The organism is Colwellia echini (assembly GCF_002843355.2).
In the GTDB taxonomy this organism is placed as follows: Bacteria; Pseudomonadota; Gammaproteobacteria; order Enterobacterales; family Alteromonadaceae; genus Colwellia; species Colwellia echini.
In genome coordinates, this window is the sequence record NZ_PJAI02000002.1 from 141419 (window position 1) to 159567 (window position 18149).

Annotated in this window: 16 protein-coding genes; 11 read left to right on the top strand and 5 right to left on the bottom strand. The window is 35.1% G+C overall.

The window, feature by feature from the left end; genetic code table 11:
• Positions 1–107 precede the first annotated feature (107 nt).
• From pabC to CWS31_RS03155, 6 genes are all read left to right on the top strand, one after another.
• Positions 108–914 (top strand): aminodeoxychorismate lyase, encoded by an 807-nt coding sequence (gene pabC / locus CWS31_RS03130; protein WP_101343851.1) that lies wholly within the window; start codon positions 108–110, stop codon positions 912–914.
• Between the two features lie 43 nt (positions 915–957).
• The gene (gene mltG, locus CWS31_RS03135; RefSeq protein ID WP_101343852.1) at positions 958–1968 is read left to right on the top strand and encodes an endolytic transglycosylase MltG; all 1011 of its coding nucleotides are present in this window, start codon (positions 958–960) and stop codon (positions 1966–1968) included.
• Positions 1969–2051: 83 nt separating this feature from the next.
• Positions 2052–2708 (top strand): dTMP kinase, encoded by a 657-nt coding sequence (tmk, locus tag CWS31_RS03140; protein WP_101343853.1) that lies wholly within the window; start codon positions 2052–2054, stop codon positions 2706–2708.
• A 5-nt stretch (positions 2709–2713) separates the two neighbouring features.
• On the top strand, positions 2714–3718 hold the full coding sequence (locus tag CWS31_RS03145) for a hypothetical protein (protein WP_101343854.1): 1005 nt from the start codon (positions 2714–2716) through the stop codon (positions 3716–3718).
• 83 nt (positions 3719–3801) lie between these two features.
• Positions 3802–4128, top strand: a complete 327-nt coding sequence (locus tag CWS31_RS03150; protein ID WP_101343855.1) for a PilZ domain-containing protein — start codon at positions 3802–3804, stop codon at positions 4126–4128.
• 78 nt (positions 4129–4206) lie between these two features.
• Complete coding sequence (locus CWS31_RS03155; protein ID WP_101343856.1) at positions 4207–4974, top strand: TatD family hydrolase; 768 nt, start codon at positions 4207–4209, stop codon at positions 4972–4974.
• A gap of 637 nt (positions 4975–5611) precedes the next feature.
• On the opposite strand, the gene CWS31_RS03160 is transcribed toward CWS31_RS03155, so the two are convergent.
• A complete protein-coding gene (locus CWS31_RS03160) occupies positions 5612–7201 on the bottom strand; it encodes a cation:proton antiporter family protein (protein WP_101343857.1) in 1590 nt (529 codons plus the stop codon).
• A 304-nt stretch (positions 7202–7505) separates the two neighbouring features.
• On the bottom strand, positions 7506–8126 hold the full coding sequence (locus tag CWS31_RS03165; protein WP_101343858.1) for an arylesterase: 621 nt from the start codon (positions 8124–8126) through the stop codon (positions 7506–7508).
• On the opposite strand from CWS31_RS03165, the gene CWS31_RS03170 reads away from it, so the two are divergent.
• The 3 genes from CWS31_RS03170 (at position 8125) to CWS31_RS03180 (ending at position 12860) form a co-directional block, all read left to right on the top strand.
• Positions 8125–8967, top strand: a complete 843-nt coding sequence (locus CWS31_RS03170) for an ABC transporter ATP-binding protein (RefSeq protein ID WP_246143318.1) — start codon at positions 8125–8127, stop codon at positions 8965–8967. The genes CWS31_RS03165 and CWS31_RS03170 overlap by 2 nt on opposite strands.
• A complete protein-coding gene (locus CWS31_RS03175; protein ID WP_101343859.1) occupies positions 8957–11470 on the top strand; it encodes an ABC transporter permease in 2514 nt (837 codons plus the stop codon). Before CWS31_RS03170 ends, CWS31_RS03175 begins: the two co-directional genes overlap by 11 nt.
• A 256-nt stretch (positions 11471–11726) precedes the next feature.
• Positions 11727–12860: an AI-2E family transporter gene (locus tag CWS31_RS03180; protein ID WP_101343861.1), complete on the top strand. Its 1134-nt coding sequence runs from the start codon at positions 11727–11729 to the stop codon at positions 12858–12860.
• 128 nt (positions 12861–12988) lie between these two features.
• On the opposite strand, the gene CWS31_RS03185 is transcribed toward CWS31_RS03180, so the two are convergent.
• Positions 12989–13465, bottom strand: coding sequence for a lysozyme inhibitor LprI family protein (locus tag CWS31_RS03185; RefSeq protein WP_101343862.1), 477 nt, complete (start codon positions 13463–13465; stop codon positions 12989–12991).
• A 445-nt stretch (positions 13466–13910) separates the two neighbouring features.
• On the opposite strand from CWS31_RS03185, the gene CWS31_RS03190 reads away from it, so the two are divergent.
• Positions 13911–14162: a hypothetical protein gene (locus CWS31_RS03190; protein ID WP_148747686.1), complete on the top strand. Its 252-nt coding sequence runs from the start codon at positions 13911–13913 to the stop codon at positions 14160–14162.
• 338 nt (positions 14163–14500) lie between these two features.
• Entirely contained in the window at positions 14501–15901 is a 1401-nt protein-coding gene (locus CWS31_RS03195) for a diguanylate cyclase (protein WP_101343864.1), read from the top strand.
• 2 nt (positions 15902–15903) lie between these two features.
• On the opposite strand, the gene yfaE is transcribed toward CWS31_RS03195, so the two are convergent.
• Together yfaE and nrdB are read right to left on the bottom strand one after the other, a co-directional pair.
• Positions 15904–16209, bottom strand: coding sequence for a class I ribonucleotide reductase maintenance protein YfaE (gene yfaE / locus CWS31_RS03200; RefSeq protein ID WP_425457509.1), 306 nt, complete (start codon positions 16207–16209; stop codon positions 15904–15906).
• A gap of 68 nt (positions 16210–16277) precedes the next feature.
• Positions 16278–17408, bottom strand: a complete 1131-nt coding sequence (gene nrdB / locus CWS31_RS03205) for a class Ia ribonucleoside-diphosphate reductase subunit beta (RefSeq protein WP_101343866.1) — start codon at positions 17406–17408, stop codon at positions 16278–16280.
• Positions 17409–18149 lie beyond the last annotated feature (741 nt).

Consider the following 18149-nt stretch of genomic DNA (forward strand, 5'->3'; position numbering starts at 1 on the left):
GACTTGAAAAAGTCAGAATAAGCCTGAATACTAGCTTCATATAAAGCAGTCTTCAGGCTTTTTTATATTATTAACTTTAACTTATTAATATTATATAGCGATCTTAAATGAATTATTGCTCTGTAAATGGTCAACAACAAACTGAAATAGCAATTCTCGATAGAGGTCTTGCTTACGGTGATGGTATTTTTACTACCGCTAAAATTGAACAGGGAAAAATCGTTTTATTAGAAAAACATATTGAGCGCTTAATTGAGGGTTGTTATAAGCTTAAAATACACTTGCCAAATCATGTTAATTTAACAGAGCAATTAAAAAGTGTTGCTCAAGGTTATACAAAAGCGGTTTTAAAAGTAATGATCACCGCAGGCAGCGGGGGGCGAGGGTATTCAAGATTAGGGCTAGATAATAACGACACAAATATAATTATTGTGATCAGTGATTTTCCTCATCATTATAACCAAATGGCGAAAGCAGGAATAACTTTAGGCATTAGCAAGCAACAGCTTTCAACAAGTACAATGCTTTGTGGCCTTAAGCATCTTAATAGGCTTGAACAAGTATTATTAAAAGCGGAAGTTGATGATCGCCATGAAGATGACTTGATTGTTACTAATGCTTACGGATACGTAATTGAAGCAATAAGCTCAAATTTCTTTTATTACCTTGATGGACAATTATGTACCCCTGAGCTTTTAACCTCGGGTGTTGATGGTATCATCAGACAAACTATTATCACTCATAATCCTCAGATCAATATTCGTAAAACACAACTTGAGGAGCTTGAACAAGCGCAAAGCATGTTTATTTGTAATGCATTAATGGGCATAATACCCGTTAAAACGTATAATAATCATCAGTTAACCCATACTCCGGTGGTTATGCTTCAACAACAAATGCAAGGCCTTATCTAGCGTCATATATTTTGATTTCTTATTTTCTGCGAAAGGAACGTGCGTGTTAAAAAAACTTATCCTCATTACTTTACTCATATTGATAGCTTCACTTGGAACAATTACTTATCAATTAGATAAAGCACTGAACCAACCTTTGGCTATGAGCGAAAGTAGTTTTATTCATATAAAGTCAGGTAGCTCCATAGGTACTTTGGCAACCCTTTTAGTTCAGAAAAAATGGATTTCAACGCCACTTTGGTTGAAAGGTTATGGTCGTATATTTCCTGAAAAAGCAAAGATTAAAGCAGGTATGTACTCTGTAGCGAAGGGAACCACGTTAGCACAGTTATTAATGCAACTTGTTAACGGTAAAGAACACCAATTTTCGGTGACTTTGATTGAAGGTACACGCTTTAAAGATGCCTTAGCGATACTTGCAATGCATCCGTATATTAAACAAACTATTCACAGTGATTCTGTTAGTCAAATAGCAACAAAGTTAGGCATTGACACTGAAAACCCAGAAGGGTGGTTATTTCCAGATACGTATGCATTTACTGCTGGAACAACAGATATAACAATACTTAAACGTGCATATAATAATATGGAAGTGCAGCTAAATAACGCATGGCAAAATCGGGCTGATAACTTACCATATAAAACCCCTTATCAAGCACTGATAATGGCTTCCATTATTGAAAAAGAAACCAGTTATATTGCGGAACAACCCATTATCTCTTCAGTTTTTATGAACCGTTTAAACAAAAGAATGCGCCTGCAAACTGATCCAACTGTTATTTATGGTTTAGGTGAACGATATCAGGGCGATATAACTAGTGCACATTTACGAGAAAAAACAGCGTATAATACATACCGCATAAATGGTTTACCACCTACACCTATTGCCATGGTTGGATTATCGGCTATCAAAGCAACATTAAACCCTGCAACAACAGATTATTTTTATTTTGTTAGTGGCGGTAATGGAAAGCATGTTTTTAGTAAAACACTAAGTGAACATAACCGCGCGGTGAGAGATTACTTAAAACAACAAAAATTAATGAACAAATAAAGTGTCAGTAGGCTAACGTAAATAGCGTATTCATTTTAATGTTTCACTCATCAAATAAATCGTCTAAAGGTTAAAGTTTAACTATGTCTACAGGGTCTAAAAGCTATACAGGGAAATTTATAGTCATTGAAGGAATGGAAGGCGCAGGCAAATCCTCCGCAATTACCATTATTGAGAAAATCCTCACCGAGCAAGGTATCGATTACATTAATACTCGAGAGCCAGGCGGTACACCGTTAGCTGAATCATTACGTGACATGGTAAAATCGGTCAGTCATGACGAAAAGCTTACCGTAGAAACCGAATTATTACTAATGTACGCAAGTCGTAGTCAATTACTGGCCAATAAAATACTACCGGCGTTGGCAGCAGGTAAGTGGGTCATTGGTGATAGACATGATCTAAGTTCTCGTGCTTATCAAGGTGGTGGACGAGGCTTTGACGAAAATACGATGAATACCATTCGTGAAATAACACTAAAAGGCTTTGCTCCCGATTTAACCCTCTACTTAGATATAGATCCACATATTGGGTTATCTCGCGCAAAAGCACGAGGTGATTTAGATCGTATAGAGCTAGAGCAAATGGACTTTTTTGTTCGAGTTCATAATAAATATCGTGAGTTAGCAGCACAAGATCAAACTATTATTACTCTTGATGCCACGAAAACTATGGTGCGGGTGCATCAGGATATAGAAAAATCCATATTAGCTTTTATCGCCCAAACAAACGAAAATTAATAACTATGTTGCAAATTTGTCGCGAAAAACAACGCCAGTTGAGTCAACAATACCAACAGGGTACATTAGCACATGCACTGATAATTCAAGGTGTTGCAGGCTCAGGTAACGAGGTGTTAGGACAATGGTTGATAGACTTGTTAATATGTCAAAAACCTACTCAGTTTATTGATTCAAGCTTCGCAGAAAGTGGTGGGCCTAGTTATATAAGTGAGGCCTGCGAGCAATGTAAAACCTGTTTATTAAGAAAAACGGGTAATTATCCTGATCACCTATTATTAACTAGTGAAAACAAAACCTTGGGTGTAGACGATATTCGTCGTGGTAATGCTTTTTTAGAAAAAACGGCACAACTTGGTAAAGTTAAAACTATATTAATTCCACAAGCTCAGGCAATGACAGTTGCTGCAGCGAATGCGTTATTAAAAACACTTGAAGAGCCGAGTGACAATAGTTATATCGTATTGATCGCTGAAGATCTTGAAAGTTTATTGCCGACAATTGTAAGTCGTTGTGCGGTGTTTTCAATTCGTCCTAAAGTGGGGGAGGCTTTGTTATCTCAACTCAAGGGCTTAAATACAAATAGTTTAGCAACTCAACCTATTGAGCAAGGCAATACCAGTGCGCATGCTTTCGTTAATATTTCACAATTACCAGAGCTTACAGATAATGAAGTATTTAACGTTTTTACCGTATTTAACCAAACTTTACTAGATTATTTATATACAGGGGTAGCTGAGGAAAAATTACTAGCTCAGTTGATTGATAATAAGCACGGGATACGTTGGTTAGAAAAAATAATTGTTAATCTGATCAGACAACATTATCTCATTGAGGACAATGAATTATCCGATGAGGCAGTTGAGCAAAGAATAACAATTGATGTGCTTAATCAAATATATCAAACTATCATCAAAAGTAATAAACTGCTAAAATTGTACAGTCAAGCGAATAGACAATTTGTTGGTGAACAGCTACTTATGATGATAAATAACATCGTTAAGCCATAAAATTAAACATTTAAACCATTTGCATTGTTATCGTTGAATAATATTCGATAAGTCATTACCGTTGAAAACTTAGGAGAGCAACTTTGATACCATTAAATGTAGAGTTTCATACCGAGCGTGATTTATATCTTGCCTTTATGCCATTTCTTAAAGAAGGTGGTGTTTTTGTAAGAACTCCACGTCAATATGATTTAGGTGATGAAGTTGAATTGCATATTTTGTTGCCCGATGCCCTTGAAGACTCAATTGTTTATGGTGAAGTGTCTTGGCTAACCCCAGCAGGTGCACAAAATGGTACGCCACCAGGTATAGGGGTTATGTTTGTTAAAGATCCTGAAAAAATACGCCATCAAATGGAACAAATACTTGCTCGACACTTAAACTCTTCTGAGCCAACATTAACCATGTAGCTGAATGTCATTAATAACTGTATTTATCTTTAAAAATTAAACTTCTTTATAATTCATTCAAAGCCCAGGAGCTTCTCGTTGTTTATAGATTCTCATTGCCACCTAGATAGACTTAACTTATCTCTACATGATAATAACTTAAATAATGTTATACAGGCTGCAGCAGATGCTAAAGTTGATAAACTACTTTGTGTCAGTGTAACCTTAGCTGATTTTCCTAGAATGGCGGAGCAAACCGCTCATTATGCCAATGTATTACTTACCTGTGGCGCACATCCGTTAAATCAAGAAGATGCGATAATACCTGAGCAACTATTAGCGTTAAGTGATAATGATCGCGTGATCGCTATAGGCGAAACTGGCTTGGACTATCATTACGCACCAGAGACTAAAGCGCTGCAATTAGACTCTTTTAAAAAACATATTAAGGTTGCAAAACAATTAAAAAAACCTTTGATTATTCATACCAGAGAAGCGCAGGAAGATACTTTAGCACTACTACGCAGCGAAGGTGCAGCAGAGGTTGGTGGAATACTACATTGTTTTACCGAAACATGGGAAATGGCAAAACAAGCCATTGAGTTGGGCTTTTATATCTCTTTCTCTGGGATAGTAACGTTTAAAAATGCAACAGCGTTAAGAGAGGTCGCAGCTTTAGTACCAGATGATAAATTCTTAATCGAAACAGATTCTCCATATTTAGCTCCAGTTCCATATCGAGGGAAAGAAAACCAACCTGCTTATGTGGTGGAAGTCGCTAAACATTTAGCAAGTATTAGAGGGCAATCTGTGGAAGAAATAGCAAAGCTTTCAAGTGATAACTTTAACCGCTTGTTTAAACTATAACCGAGCGATTACTATCTTTTATTAGCTATTTTCTTAGGCGTTGACGTTAATCAACTGAACCAACGTCAGGAAGTTAACTTCTACATACCCTAATACCAATCAAAAAAAAGCCCAAACAAACGTTTGGGCTAAAAAAATGGCTCAGGGGTGCGAGCCGTGCGCTAATTAATTATGACTAGATCACTAATATAAATTTTCGAGTATTTTTTAAGTAAATTATCCGATAAAATTTCTTATAAAAGTAAAACTAGATAACTAAAAAAAACTAAAAACAAACAAACAGACTACAACGAATATAAACAAAAGGGTATCAACTCACCTTTACAATTGAACAATAATAAATCAACAATGTTACGATTGTGTTACTAAGTGTAGTGACTATTTTAAAAATTGCTAATTTTTATTTAACTTTTTTATTGTTAAGTATATTCAATCATTTAGGTAGGTATTTAATTGTTATTACACAATTGATTTAGCAAGTTATAAACAGGGGAATGTATTTTTGTCGATAGTTTTTCACAGTCTTTGAACAGGCTACCCACAACCAAATAACCAAGGTTTTATCGCACAATGCATATCCAGAGCTAAGGTTATTTAACCTCAGCTCTGGATAAGCACTTTATACAATAATATCAGGTTAGATCGTAATTGGTTTAGCTGAGTGGTGAGGTAATAAGGCTAAACTTTCCTCGGCGAAACCAACCCCAACTTCAGTATAAAAGTTAAATACTTTATCAATACCAAATTCTTCAAGTTGTACCCGCTCATCATCATAACGTGCTACTGCAGCAATTTTACCTTGATAATTTGCGGCACGTAATTGAGTGGTGATAGTAATGGCATCAATAACCGATGGCATGGCAAGTAATACGAGTTCAATTTTGCTTAGATCAATACTCTCCCAAAAATGAATATCTTCGGCATCGCCATAGTAAGCCTCAATTCCTTGTTCGGCTAATAATATTGTCTTATCTTTATCTGCATCTAAACCCCACGCAGGGTTATTACTATGACTATTAATCGCATGGTAAGCACCTTTACCCACTCGACCCATACCTACAATAACAATTGGTCGCTGGCTAGGTTGACTAAAGTTGTCTTCAGCAAGTTTATCTTTACGCTCAAAGCGCGATAAAAACTGTCTGTGTTTAGCAAAAAGATTATGTGCAAATTGGTAAGTAATATTGGTAAATATAAACGATATGGCGACACTTAACGCAAGGATTACTAACCATTCATTACTTAACCAACCTGCAGTAACGCTTAAAGCACCAACAATTAAACCAAATTCACTATAATTACTTAACGATATTGCGCTAAGAAATGCACTACGACAGCGTACTTTTAACAAGCTGAATATGCCAAAAAACAGTACAAACTTTATTGGAATTAATAATAGTAGCAACACCGACAAGCCTAACATTTCAAATGTAGGAATTGCTGTAAAACCAATAGACAAGAAGAAGCCTATTAAAAATATATCTTTAAAGCTCATTAACGCTTTATTAATTTCCGTGGCCTTTATATGAGAGGCTAAAAACATACCTACCAATAAGGCCCCTAAATCACCTTTGATATTAACTAACTCAAATAATTCATAACTGCCTAAAGCGATGAAAAAACCAGTTAAAGGAAGTAGTTCACCATGACCAACATGATTAATTAATTTATTAATTAAGGGTTTAATTAAGAATAAACCAAGCAAAGAAAATGCCCAAATAGACGGCGTTTTACCCGTTGCTACTACTAAAAATGCAACCGCGATAATGTCTTGAATAACTAAAATACTAACCGCTAATCGTCCATGGCGTGTACGCATTTCACCATTTTCTTCCAATAGTTTAATAACACATACTGTACTACTAAAACTCAAGGCAAAGGCGATTAATGCTGAAGTCATTAAATCTAAACTGGTAAAGTAATTAACCGAAAATAACGCCAAAAATTTTATAAAACTAATAGTAAGTACTATCCATACTAAAGTATGCAATGTACAACCAAGCCATACTTCGTTTTGAAATAAGTTTTTTACATTAAGCTTTAAGCCTACTGTAAATAGCATCAAGGTAATTCCCAGGTTACTTAATAAAGTTAAGCTATCATCTGCTTGGTAACCAGCCATATTTAAAATAAAACCAGCAGCAAGAAAACCAATTGACGGGGGAAGTGAAACTGTTTTTGCAGCTAAACCGCAAGTAAAGGCAAAAAGTATCCAGATAAAGTCCATATTCATGCTCTAATTTAAGTAATAGTACAGATGTATAATGTATTTTTTGACACAAAGTATCTGTTTTATTTGTAAAAGCGATAATTGCTGATAGAAAATAAAAGTTGAGTTTTCAAATAACACTAAATATAGGGAGAAATATCCATTTAAAATAGCGCTTATGTATTAGAAGTTTACCTTAAAAACAACTGTTTATACTATTAAAAATTAAAATAAGGAAAATTATAGCTTCTAGCTTTACTTTAGATTTACGGGTTTACTCTTGCCTGATTTAAGCTGAAATATATTTTGTTGTTCATTTAGCCTAGTTTTGCAGCCAATCATTAATTGCACGATACATAAAGTCACGTATTATAGGTTGTGCATCAGCGTTAGGGTGTAAGTTATCGTTTTGCATTAGTGTCGGGTTAACGGCAATATCTGTCATAAAATAAGGCATAAGGTAAATGCCTGTTTTGTTGGCAACCAGTTCATAACTATCAGTAAACATTTTTGTATACCTAGGACCTAAATTGGGCGGGATTTGTATTTCCATTAGCGCAACTTTTGCACCAGATTTTTGACTTTTTGTAACCAACTCGGTGAGATGTTTTTGCAATAACTTCACAGGAAACCCTCTAATGCCATCATTACCACCAAGTTCAATAAGTACATAATCAGGTTGATGTGTGGTTAACCAAGTATCAATTTTTAGTAATGCATTATCAGTAGTTTGGCCACTAATAGCGGTATTGATGAGAGTGATTTCTTTTTTATTTTCAAGGTATTTATTTTGTAACAATTGAACCCAAGCTTGAGCTTGCTCAAGGCCATAGCCTGCGCTTAAGCTATCACCAATAAGTAATATTTTATCATTAGCCGAACTTATAAAAGATAAGTTGGCCGTTATTATAATTAGTATAGATTTTAGGAAAAAACGATTCATGTCAGTACTTTCTCAGGTTAAAGATGCTCAGGTTAAAGATCAGAGTAATACTTCGTTAGATAGTCATTCAGTCAATCCAACAGGTGACCTACTCGAGACGCTAAATATAATCCAAGTATCAGGATTAACTAAAAGTGTTAATACACTTGAAGGAAGCCTAACTATCCTTAGCGATATCAACTTCAGTGTCAAGTCTGGCGAGTCAGTTGCTATTGTAGGAGCTTCTGGCTCAGGTAAATCTACTTTACTAAGTTTATTAGCAGGACTAGATGTTGCTAGCCAAGGAGATGTGCAACTTGATGGTCAAGCCCTAAGTACACTTGATGAAGAAGATCGTGCGCAATTGCGAGCAGAAAAAATTGGTTTTGTGTTTCAATCATTCATGTTGGTGCAAAGTTTAACTGCACTTGAAAATGTAATGTTACCTGCCGAGTTAGCGGGTGATCATGATGCAAGAGCTCAAGCTATAACTTTACTCGACAAAGTAGGGTTGTCACACCGTATTGAACATTATCCTTCTCAACTTTCTGGTGGCGAACAACAAAGAGTTGCTATTGCTAGAGCTTTTATCGGCTCTCCAAAAATATTATTTGCTGATGAGCCTTCGGCAAACTTAGACAGTAAAAATGGTCATTTAATTGAAACCTTACTTTTTGATTTAAATAAACAAAATGGAACCACCTTAGTACTTGTGACTCACGATGAACATTTAGCAAAACAGTGCCAACGTATTATTCATATTGAAGGCGGGCAACTTGAGAAAATAAGTGTTGGTGAAACTACTTCTGAAAATACTGGAAAAAATGTGAATGTAAAGGAGGAAACCTCGCATGTGGGTTAAGTTGGCTTTTAAATTATTTTCACGAGAATTTAGACGCGGCGAGCTAACCATTATATTTGCCGCAATTGCTTTAGCAGTTCTAACTGTGTTTAGTTTGTCATCAATTACCGAACGCATAGGGCTAAATATAACACAAAAAAGTAGTGATTTTATTGCCGCAGATCGACGTTTATCAAGCAATCATGCGATTGATACACAAGTATTGAGTAAAGCTAATGAGTTTGGATTAGAAACCGCTAAATTACTTTATTTTGACTCCATGTTATTTGCTAATGATGAACTTGTTTTAGGCGCTGTCAAAGCAACAACACAGGAATATCCACTACGTGGAAAAATAACAATTAAAGACGCACTGACAGCTGAACCTTATGAAGTAACTACTGGGCCGACAGAAGGCTCCATTTGGCTTAGTGAAGGATTATTTTACACCCTTAATGTTGAAGTTGGCGATAAAGTTGAGTTGGGAGCGGGTATTTTTAATATCAGCAAAGTGCTAGTTAAAGAGCCTGATGCACCATTTTTTTCATTATCGGGTAATAAAAGAGTATTGCTGAATTATAACGATATAGAAAAAACACAAGCTATTCAGCCTGGTAGTCGTATATTCCATCGTTATCTATATAAAGGTGAAGAGCAGCAATTAACGGATTATTATGCTTGGCTTAAACCTTTACTTAAAAGTAATCAAGAATGGCAGGGTATTAAAGACAGGCAGTCACCATTAGGTAATAACTTAGATAAAGCCGAGCGATTTTTATTATTAGCAGGTTTATTCGGTATTATGTTGGCGGCAGTAGCAATGGCTGTCTCTGCGAAGCGTTATTGCGAGCGTCAATATGATCCGGTTGCCATGATGAAAACCTTAGGTGGTAGCCGTCGTATTATTAGAAATATATTTTTACTACACCTTAGTTTGGTGACAGTTTTTTCAATTGCAGTTGGTTTAATGGTTGGTTATGTACTACAAACTATTGGCGCTGATTACCTCATTAGCGTTATGGGAGCTGAGTTGCCTAATGCGGGTGTAAAGCCTTGGTTACTATCTAGCTTTATAGGGTTAATTTGCGCTTTGATGTTCTCATTAAAACCTCTTTTAGACTTGTTTGATATTCCACCATTACGGGTTTTACGTCGTAATTTAGGTGATACCTTAGCCATAAGTCGCGTTCATATTGCTTTATCTTTACTCACTATTTTTGCGCTCATGTGGTTATTTAGTGGCGAGATCATTACCACCTTAATTTTATTTGTATCTACATTATTTGTGATTGCGATTTTATTTGGTATTTCTCGTTTATTATTTGCCGCGGGTCGAAGTTTAGGTTTAAGACCTGGATCAAGTTGGTCGTTAGCCATTGCTACATTACAAAAACGTGCTAATGCAAATGCGATACAGTTAATCAGTTTCGCACTTGCGATTAAGTTGATGTTATTTTTGGTGGTGCTTAAAAGTGACATTATTGATGATTGGCAGCAGCAAGTACCTGAAGATGCACCCAATATGTTTATCATTAATGTTGCAGAAAATGAAATAGCTCCTTTAGAAACATTTTTTATTGATAAAAACATTCCTCATGAAGACTTTTATCCTGTGTTTAGAGGTCGTGTTGATGCATTAAACGGTGAAGCCTTTGCCAGAAAAACGTCTAAGCAAGAAGGTGAAGAAAAAGATGAAGAGGCGAAAGAAGGCAAAAGAAGAGAGCCAAATTTGACTTGGTTATCAACATTACCAGATGACAATGAAATTATCGAAGGTGAGTGGTTTGCCGACAATATTGCTGAAAGTGAACAAATAGAAGTTTCTGTAGTTGATCATTGGCGAGATAGCTTAGATTTAGAGCTTGGAGATGTCATTACTATTTTAGTTAACGAACAAGTTATTGAAGCGAAAGTAACAAGCTTTAGAAAAGTGAATTGGGCGACATTAAAACCCAATTTCGTAATGATTTTAAGCACTAATATGGCAGGCAAAGTACCTGTTATGTATTTTAGTGCAGCACAAATACAGGAGCAACACACTAAGGACGTTAGCCAATTACTGCAACGCTACCCAACCATAAGTATGATTGATATCAAAGCGAGAATAGAGCAAGCGCAATCAATTATTGCTCAAGTATCAATTGCTATTGGTTTTGTCTTATCGATAGTACTTATTAGTGGTGCTTTAGTGCTTATTTCCCAGGTTCAAGCCAGCTTAGCTGAGCGCATGCAAGAGGTAGTTATTTTACGTACATTAGGTGCGAAAGGGCGATTAATTAAATTAGCGACTTTATATGAGTTTATCCTGTTAGGCGCTATTGCTGGTTTAGTCGCGGCCATTGTGAGTGACGTCACCTTATTTGTCATTCAACAACAACTGTTTAATGTTGATGGTAGATTACACTTTTATATTTGGCTTTTAGGGCCATTAAGTGGTGCAGTGTTTGTTTCGGCTATTGGTTATTTTATGGTAGCAAGAACAATGCGACAAAATACCCAAGGATTATTACGTAAGTTAAGTTAGCTAAGTTTAGACTAGTTAAGTTTACTTTAATTCAAGTAATCGGACTCGATGTATTTATACGGTAGGCATAACTATTTGCTTACCGTATATAGATCATTTCATAAGTAAAGTTTTAAACTTTAGTTCCTCGTTTAGAGTGTAGCCAATACTCGTGCTGCGATTAAATTTGTTTTTAAATTTCCCCCCTGAAAGATCAACTAGTGTAAGTTCAACAATTGAGTTATATTGCGAGGATAAAATATAAGGATTGATTTTCATGGTTTTAAACTCAAACATAGGCGTTAACAAAAGCAAACCTTCCTTTGCCAAAATATTTGTAACAATTGCGGCAATTTTCATTATATTTGCAGGCCTCAAAATAGCCGCAAATATATTAGTTCCATTTTTACTTTCAATATTTATTGCCATTATTTGTAATCCTTTAGTTAGTAAAGCGACAAGCTACAAGATACCTAAAGCCATTTCGATTATTTTTGTTATTGCTATATTTGTCACCTTCGCCATTTTCATTACGGGGTTAGTTGGCAGTTCACTTAATGAGTTATCGCAACACCTTCCACAATATAGAATACAACTCAAACAACAGTTTTCCTGGTTAACTGATTTTTTTAGTAAGCATGACATTCAAATTTCAGTAAAAGTTTTGACCGAATACTTTGATCCTGCAGCAGCTATGGGCTTAGCGGCTGAAATGCTTTCAGGTTTTGGCTCTGTCATGGCTAATATGTTTTTAATCATTTTAACCGTTGTGTTTATGTTGTTCGAATCATCAACATTCCCACAAAAACTACATATAGCGTTAGATGATCCGCAAAAAAGGTTAAAACAAATTGGTCGTTTCTTAACCTCAGTGAATCACTATATTGCGATTAAAACGTTAATGAGCTTTATTACGGGTTGTCTTGTATCACTCATGTTGTGGATTTTAGGTTTAGACTTCTTTTTATTATGGGGAGTATTAGCCTTTTTACTTAATTATATTCCTAACATAGGCTCTATTATTGCCGCAGTACCACCGATAACTCTAGCTATTTTACAGTTAGGGATAGGTGATGCGGGCATCATTGGACTAGGTTTTTTATTTATTAATATGGTAGTGGGTAATATGATTGAACCTAGGTATTTAGGTAAAGGATTAGGCCTATCTACCTTAATCGTTTTTCTATCGTTAATCTTTTGGGGTTGGATGCTTGGTACAGTTGGAATGTTATTAAGTGTTCCGCTAACGATGATATTAAAAATAGGTTTAGAGAACTCACCTGAAGGACGTTGGTTAGCTGTATTGTTGAGTGATGAAAGTGAACTTAATGATGAATTTTTCACTTCCGAGTGTGGTGACAACAGCTCAAAATCAAGTGATACACGCAGTCAAACACTTGATAATGCTTAATTCGTTATTCTTGACATAAGCCTTTCTAGCATTTGAGATTGTTAATGGCTAGGTTGTTAAAACTCGCAAAGTATATTGATTGATATTTTGCGAGAAGTATTTTGTTCAGTTTTATATCTTATACGAACTTAATGAGCAGTTGTTAATTCTTCTCTATTTTTAAGTACTGTTATTCTCTCATTAGTTAATATTACATAACATTTCTTATACGCTAAATCTGCGCCATCATCGGGTGATATTGCCAGATATTGCCAACGACAATCATTTTCTCTATAAGTAATAAAGTTACTTTGTCCACGTTTAAACATTTTCAATGCTGAATCACGACCGTTAATTAAAGATTTTTCTTCTAAATTAAAGGTGTGTAAATTAACCCAAGTTTGTAACTCTCGCTCAGTGTGTAAAATTACACTATCTAAACATTGAGACATGGAAAATTGAGCCGGGTTATTGATGGATTTTGTTTGACATTCATCAATGCTTTTAGCTGCATGAGCGGGGGATAATATCAATAAAGGGCATAATAAAAAACCGCTTACTTTTAGTTTAACAAAGTTACTTCTATCAAAAATAAATTTAGCCAAGCGAATAGTATTACAAGTCATTTTATGATTTAACACTCAAGTTTAAAATTAAAAGGAAGAAGTTAGCTATTAGCTTAGCTGAATATTATAAGTTTATTAAACATAAACAATTAAATTTAAAGAAAACAATTCCAAATATATATGGTTTACACACCACTTACCATAAAACTAACGTATAAATTAATTAATATGAGTAATTTTAGTTTGGGTAGCAATATACCTTCATTATTAAAAGTATTTTCCAACGTTACACACAAAAAACTTAAATTACCGCGTTAATTCTATCAATCCTGTTAGCTGGGTAATTAGATAAGTTTGAATCATTGCTATTTGCCCTATGATTGGTGCTAGAGTAGCTTTTATAATTTATAAAAACTCATTAGTGGGCGTACAAGAACAAATTAAACAAGCCGTAAGTACCACTAAAAAAATGGTCGAAGTTTCAAAACATCATCAACAATAAGTGATGAATGAAATAGTACAAAAAATGGGTACTAGTTTTCATATTTTAGAAATGTCACTTGAACAAGAAGAATACCTTACTGAAATGGTGCACGGTGCGCTTAAAAAACACAGTCAGGACGACATTAATTTTCTTGAAGTAACGCAATTACTTGATCAAGCTTTAACAAGTGTTGACCAACTTAAGCAATTAAATACTGAAAACAACAATTGTGAGACGGCAGATATTTTTGATGATGAGGATGAACTGTTTTGAGTTGGTAATCTGTTGCATGCCCTATGATCTGTTTGTCGGCATTGGTGAGAATTATTAGTAACATGATCTCACAACAAAGGATGTTTTTACTCATACCATTTGGTGAGAATACTAGGCTATAAACTGCGTTATATGATTGGTACAGGGTCAGTGATGAGAGAAATGGCCAATATGAAGTATTAATAAAAGTAATCAATTCAAAAGCGTTAGCTGAATTTTCAGTGGTATAATGTTAATCTTTAACTTCTTGATAAAAAATAAAATAAATTTAATAAAATAATAGACTATGCTGTTAAATCATAGACTCAAGTTTATTATCATCTAATGGACCTTAAATAATGTTAGATAATGAATACAAAATTCTAGTTGTAGATGATGCTAAAGACACACAAATGCTTTTGGACTTTGACTTAACTGCTGCAGGCTATAAGGTGACGTGTTGCGATTGTGGTGAAGACGCATTATCAATATTAGAAACCCAAGAAATAGACCTCATTTTACTTGATATGTACATGCCTGGGTTGTCAGGGTTAGAAACATTGGTAAAAGTTAAAGCCATTGATATAAGTGCAGATATTCCTGTGATCATGTTATCAGCTTCAAATGATGAGGATGAAGTGGTCGCGGCATTAGAATATGGTGCAGGTGATTATGTTATCAAACCCTATGTTGCCAAAGTGCTACTAGCACGTATCCGCACAGCGATCAGGTTAAAAGAAAAAACAGCGCAACTTGAATATTTAGCGAAAACTGATTTTCTTACCGGTATCAATAACCGGGGTAGTTTTTTCGAGCTAAGCACTAACGCTTTAAATTTAGCAAATAGAGTCGGGCACTCTTTTGTGGTTGCTATGTTCGATATCGATTTCTTTAAACCAATAAATGATAATTATGGACACGATGCGGGCGATCAAGTATTACGTGTTTTTAGTCGAGCTTTAGCTGATGCGTTTAGAGGTTACGATATAATTGGTCGTGTTGGTGGAGAAGAGTTTGCAGTTTGTCTACCTAATACTTCTATTGAACATGCCTATATTGCTTGCGAAAGGTTTCGTGAATACATAGAACAACTTAGGCTTGTATTAACTACTGATATTGATAAAGAAGTTGTTATAAATATTACCGTGAGTATTGGTTTAGTATTAGCTCAGAATAAAGTTATTACGATAGATGAACTCTTAAAACAAGCTGATACCGCTTTATATTACGCGAAAGAGCATGGTCGTAATCAAGTGGTTGACGCGGGTTTAATTAACAAAGAAAAAGATGTCGATAATTCAAGCTCGTTAACTCAAGATGATAACCTTGCTTTAAAAGTAATTGATATAAATAATAACGATTCAAGTGATGTTAATGTAAATGAGTACAATAAGGATAGTAACGAAATGACTAAATTTGATGGAATTGATTTTGATATAGGTGTTAATAATGTCCTAGGCGATGAATCTTTGTATAAAGAAATATTAATCATGTTTTATCAAGACCATCACCAAGACGGTGATAAGCTATTCGCGGCAATTAAAAGTAAAGATAATGATAGCATTAAGCATATTGCACACACGTTAAAGGGAGTAGCATGCTCGGTTGGTGCAATGGACTTATTTGAGGTAACAAAAGCGGTCGATATTGCTGTTAATGAGGGGCAAGAAGATGAGTTAGAAGGTCTATATTTGCAACTATCACCACAACTAAACCGCGTGATGCAGAGTATAAAAGTAAATTTAGGTTTGAGTGAGTAGGTTTACTCATCAATAAGCAGGGTGATGTCGGTTATCGGTATACAGCAACAAGGTAAGATTTCTTGCTCACCCACAAAAGCTAATGGTTCACCCATAGGGTAATTAATTTCGCCCTCTACAAGCTTTACTCGACATGCACCACAAAATCCATCTCGACAATGATAATGCACTTCTATATCAGCAGACTCTAAACAATCAAGCAGGGTTTGTTTGCTATTTTTATAGCAAACAATTTTACCCTGAACAGATATCTTCGGCTGTAATTTGAGAGTGTCTTTCACATCTTGAGTCGTGTTTTTTATGCTCATACACATACTAAGCGTAAATTAAGTCAAATAGCATTTAGGTAATTATCACCTTTGCTTGGCATAGCTGGTTATAAATCAAAATCATCAAAATCGTCTTCATTCATTGACGCATCAACTTGACCAACTAAATAGCTTGATATTTCTGTTTCCTGAGGCGCTACCTGAACGTTATCACTTACAAGATAAGCATTCATCCAAGGTAACGGGTTACTTTTTACAATAAAAGGAGAGTCAAAGCCAATAGCCGTCAAACGTTGGTTAGCAATGTATTCAATATATTGATTTAAAATCTCGGCATTAAGGCCGATCATTGAGCCATCTTTAAACAGGTATTGTGCCCATTCTTTTTCTTGATCAACCACATCAAGGAATATTTGTAAGCCTTCATCACGCAATTCTTCACTGATACGCTTCATTTCAGGATCGTCATTACCGACTTTCCAGTTATTCAGTATATGCTGTGTACCCGTAAGATGAAGTGCTTCGTCACGAGCAATTAGCTTGATTATTTTAGCGTTACCTTCAAGTAGTTCACGTTCTGCAAATGCAAATGAACAGGCAAAGCTTACGTAAAAACGAATTGCTTCAAGGGCATTAACTGAGCAAACAGCAAGGTATAAACGTTCTTTAAGTTTTCTGGTAGTTACTTCAATTGATTTACCGTCAACTTCATAGGTGCCTTCACCTTGAGATTGAAGTAATTGGGTGGTTAGTATTACCTCATCAAAATATTTTGAAATACTTGAAGCACGTTTTAAAATTGCAGGATTAACAATTATATCGTCAAATATTTCACCTGGCTCGGTAAATAAATTACGTAAAATATGGGTGTAAGAGCGTGAGTGAATAGTTTCACTAAAAGCCCATGTCTCAACCCAAGTTTCCACTTCTGGTAAGGATACTAATGGTAAAAACACTGCATTAACAGAGCGTGCAGCCATTGAATCTAATAGCGTTTGATATTTTAAATTCGAAATGAAAATATGCTTTTCTGAATCTGTAAGGCTCTGCCAATCAGCTCTGTCTTTAGAAACATCAACTTCTTCAGGTCGCCAAAAAAATGAAAGTTGTTTTTCTATTAGCTTTTCAAACGCCGCAAAACGCTGTTGATCATAGCGCGATACATTAACACTGTTACCGAGAAACATAGGCTCAAGTAAAGCATCATTAGGGGTTTGATTAAACGTGGTATACGCCATTTTTTTATTCCTTTAGAGACTACATCCCTGTAGTAACAAAAGCCTAGTAAATTGACTAGGCTTTATATTGATATTTTTAGTGGTAACTGTTTTTACAGTAACCAATTAACTTTGGGTTATTATTTGTTACGCTTATATTTTATTATGTGCTGAGAAAAAATGTCTCACTGGGTGGGTGGGTCGGTTAGAAGCCAGTGCTTTATTATTGTTTCTCATTTTAGTATCCACATTGTTTGATTGTATTCGTATCATTGCCGAATTGTATCACCAAAAATAGTGTAATCAAATAAAGAAAAACACTACATCTAGTGTTTTGTCTGTAAATTAATCACTATTGGATGATACAATTATTTAGCCGTTAAGTTATCACATTTGAAGTGAGTTTGGACAAAAAATTCTAAAATTATTTTAGAATTTGAATTGTGAATAACTTTAAAACACAACCTAACATTCCTATATTCTTAAAACATAGCACCAGCCAAATCAACGTTAACTTTTTTACGGGTAACTTTGCCAATTAGTAAATAGAAGGTATTTGAGGTTTCAAAAATACAGTTTTAATGAAACTTGAACAATAACGAAGTCTGCCATCAGTCTACTTGATTTAAACCGACCTAATTGGTCATCAATTACGTAATCAGCTTTAATTACACAATGTGGTTGAACAGAGTCTATAAATATTTTGACAAGCTTATCAAAAAAGCGAAGAAGCACCTTGAACTATGATTGAGGAATGTGTTG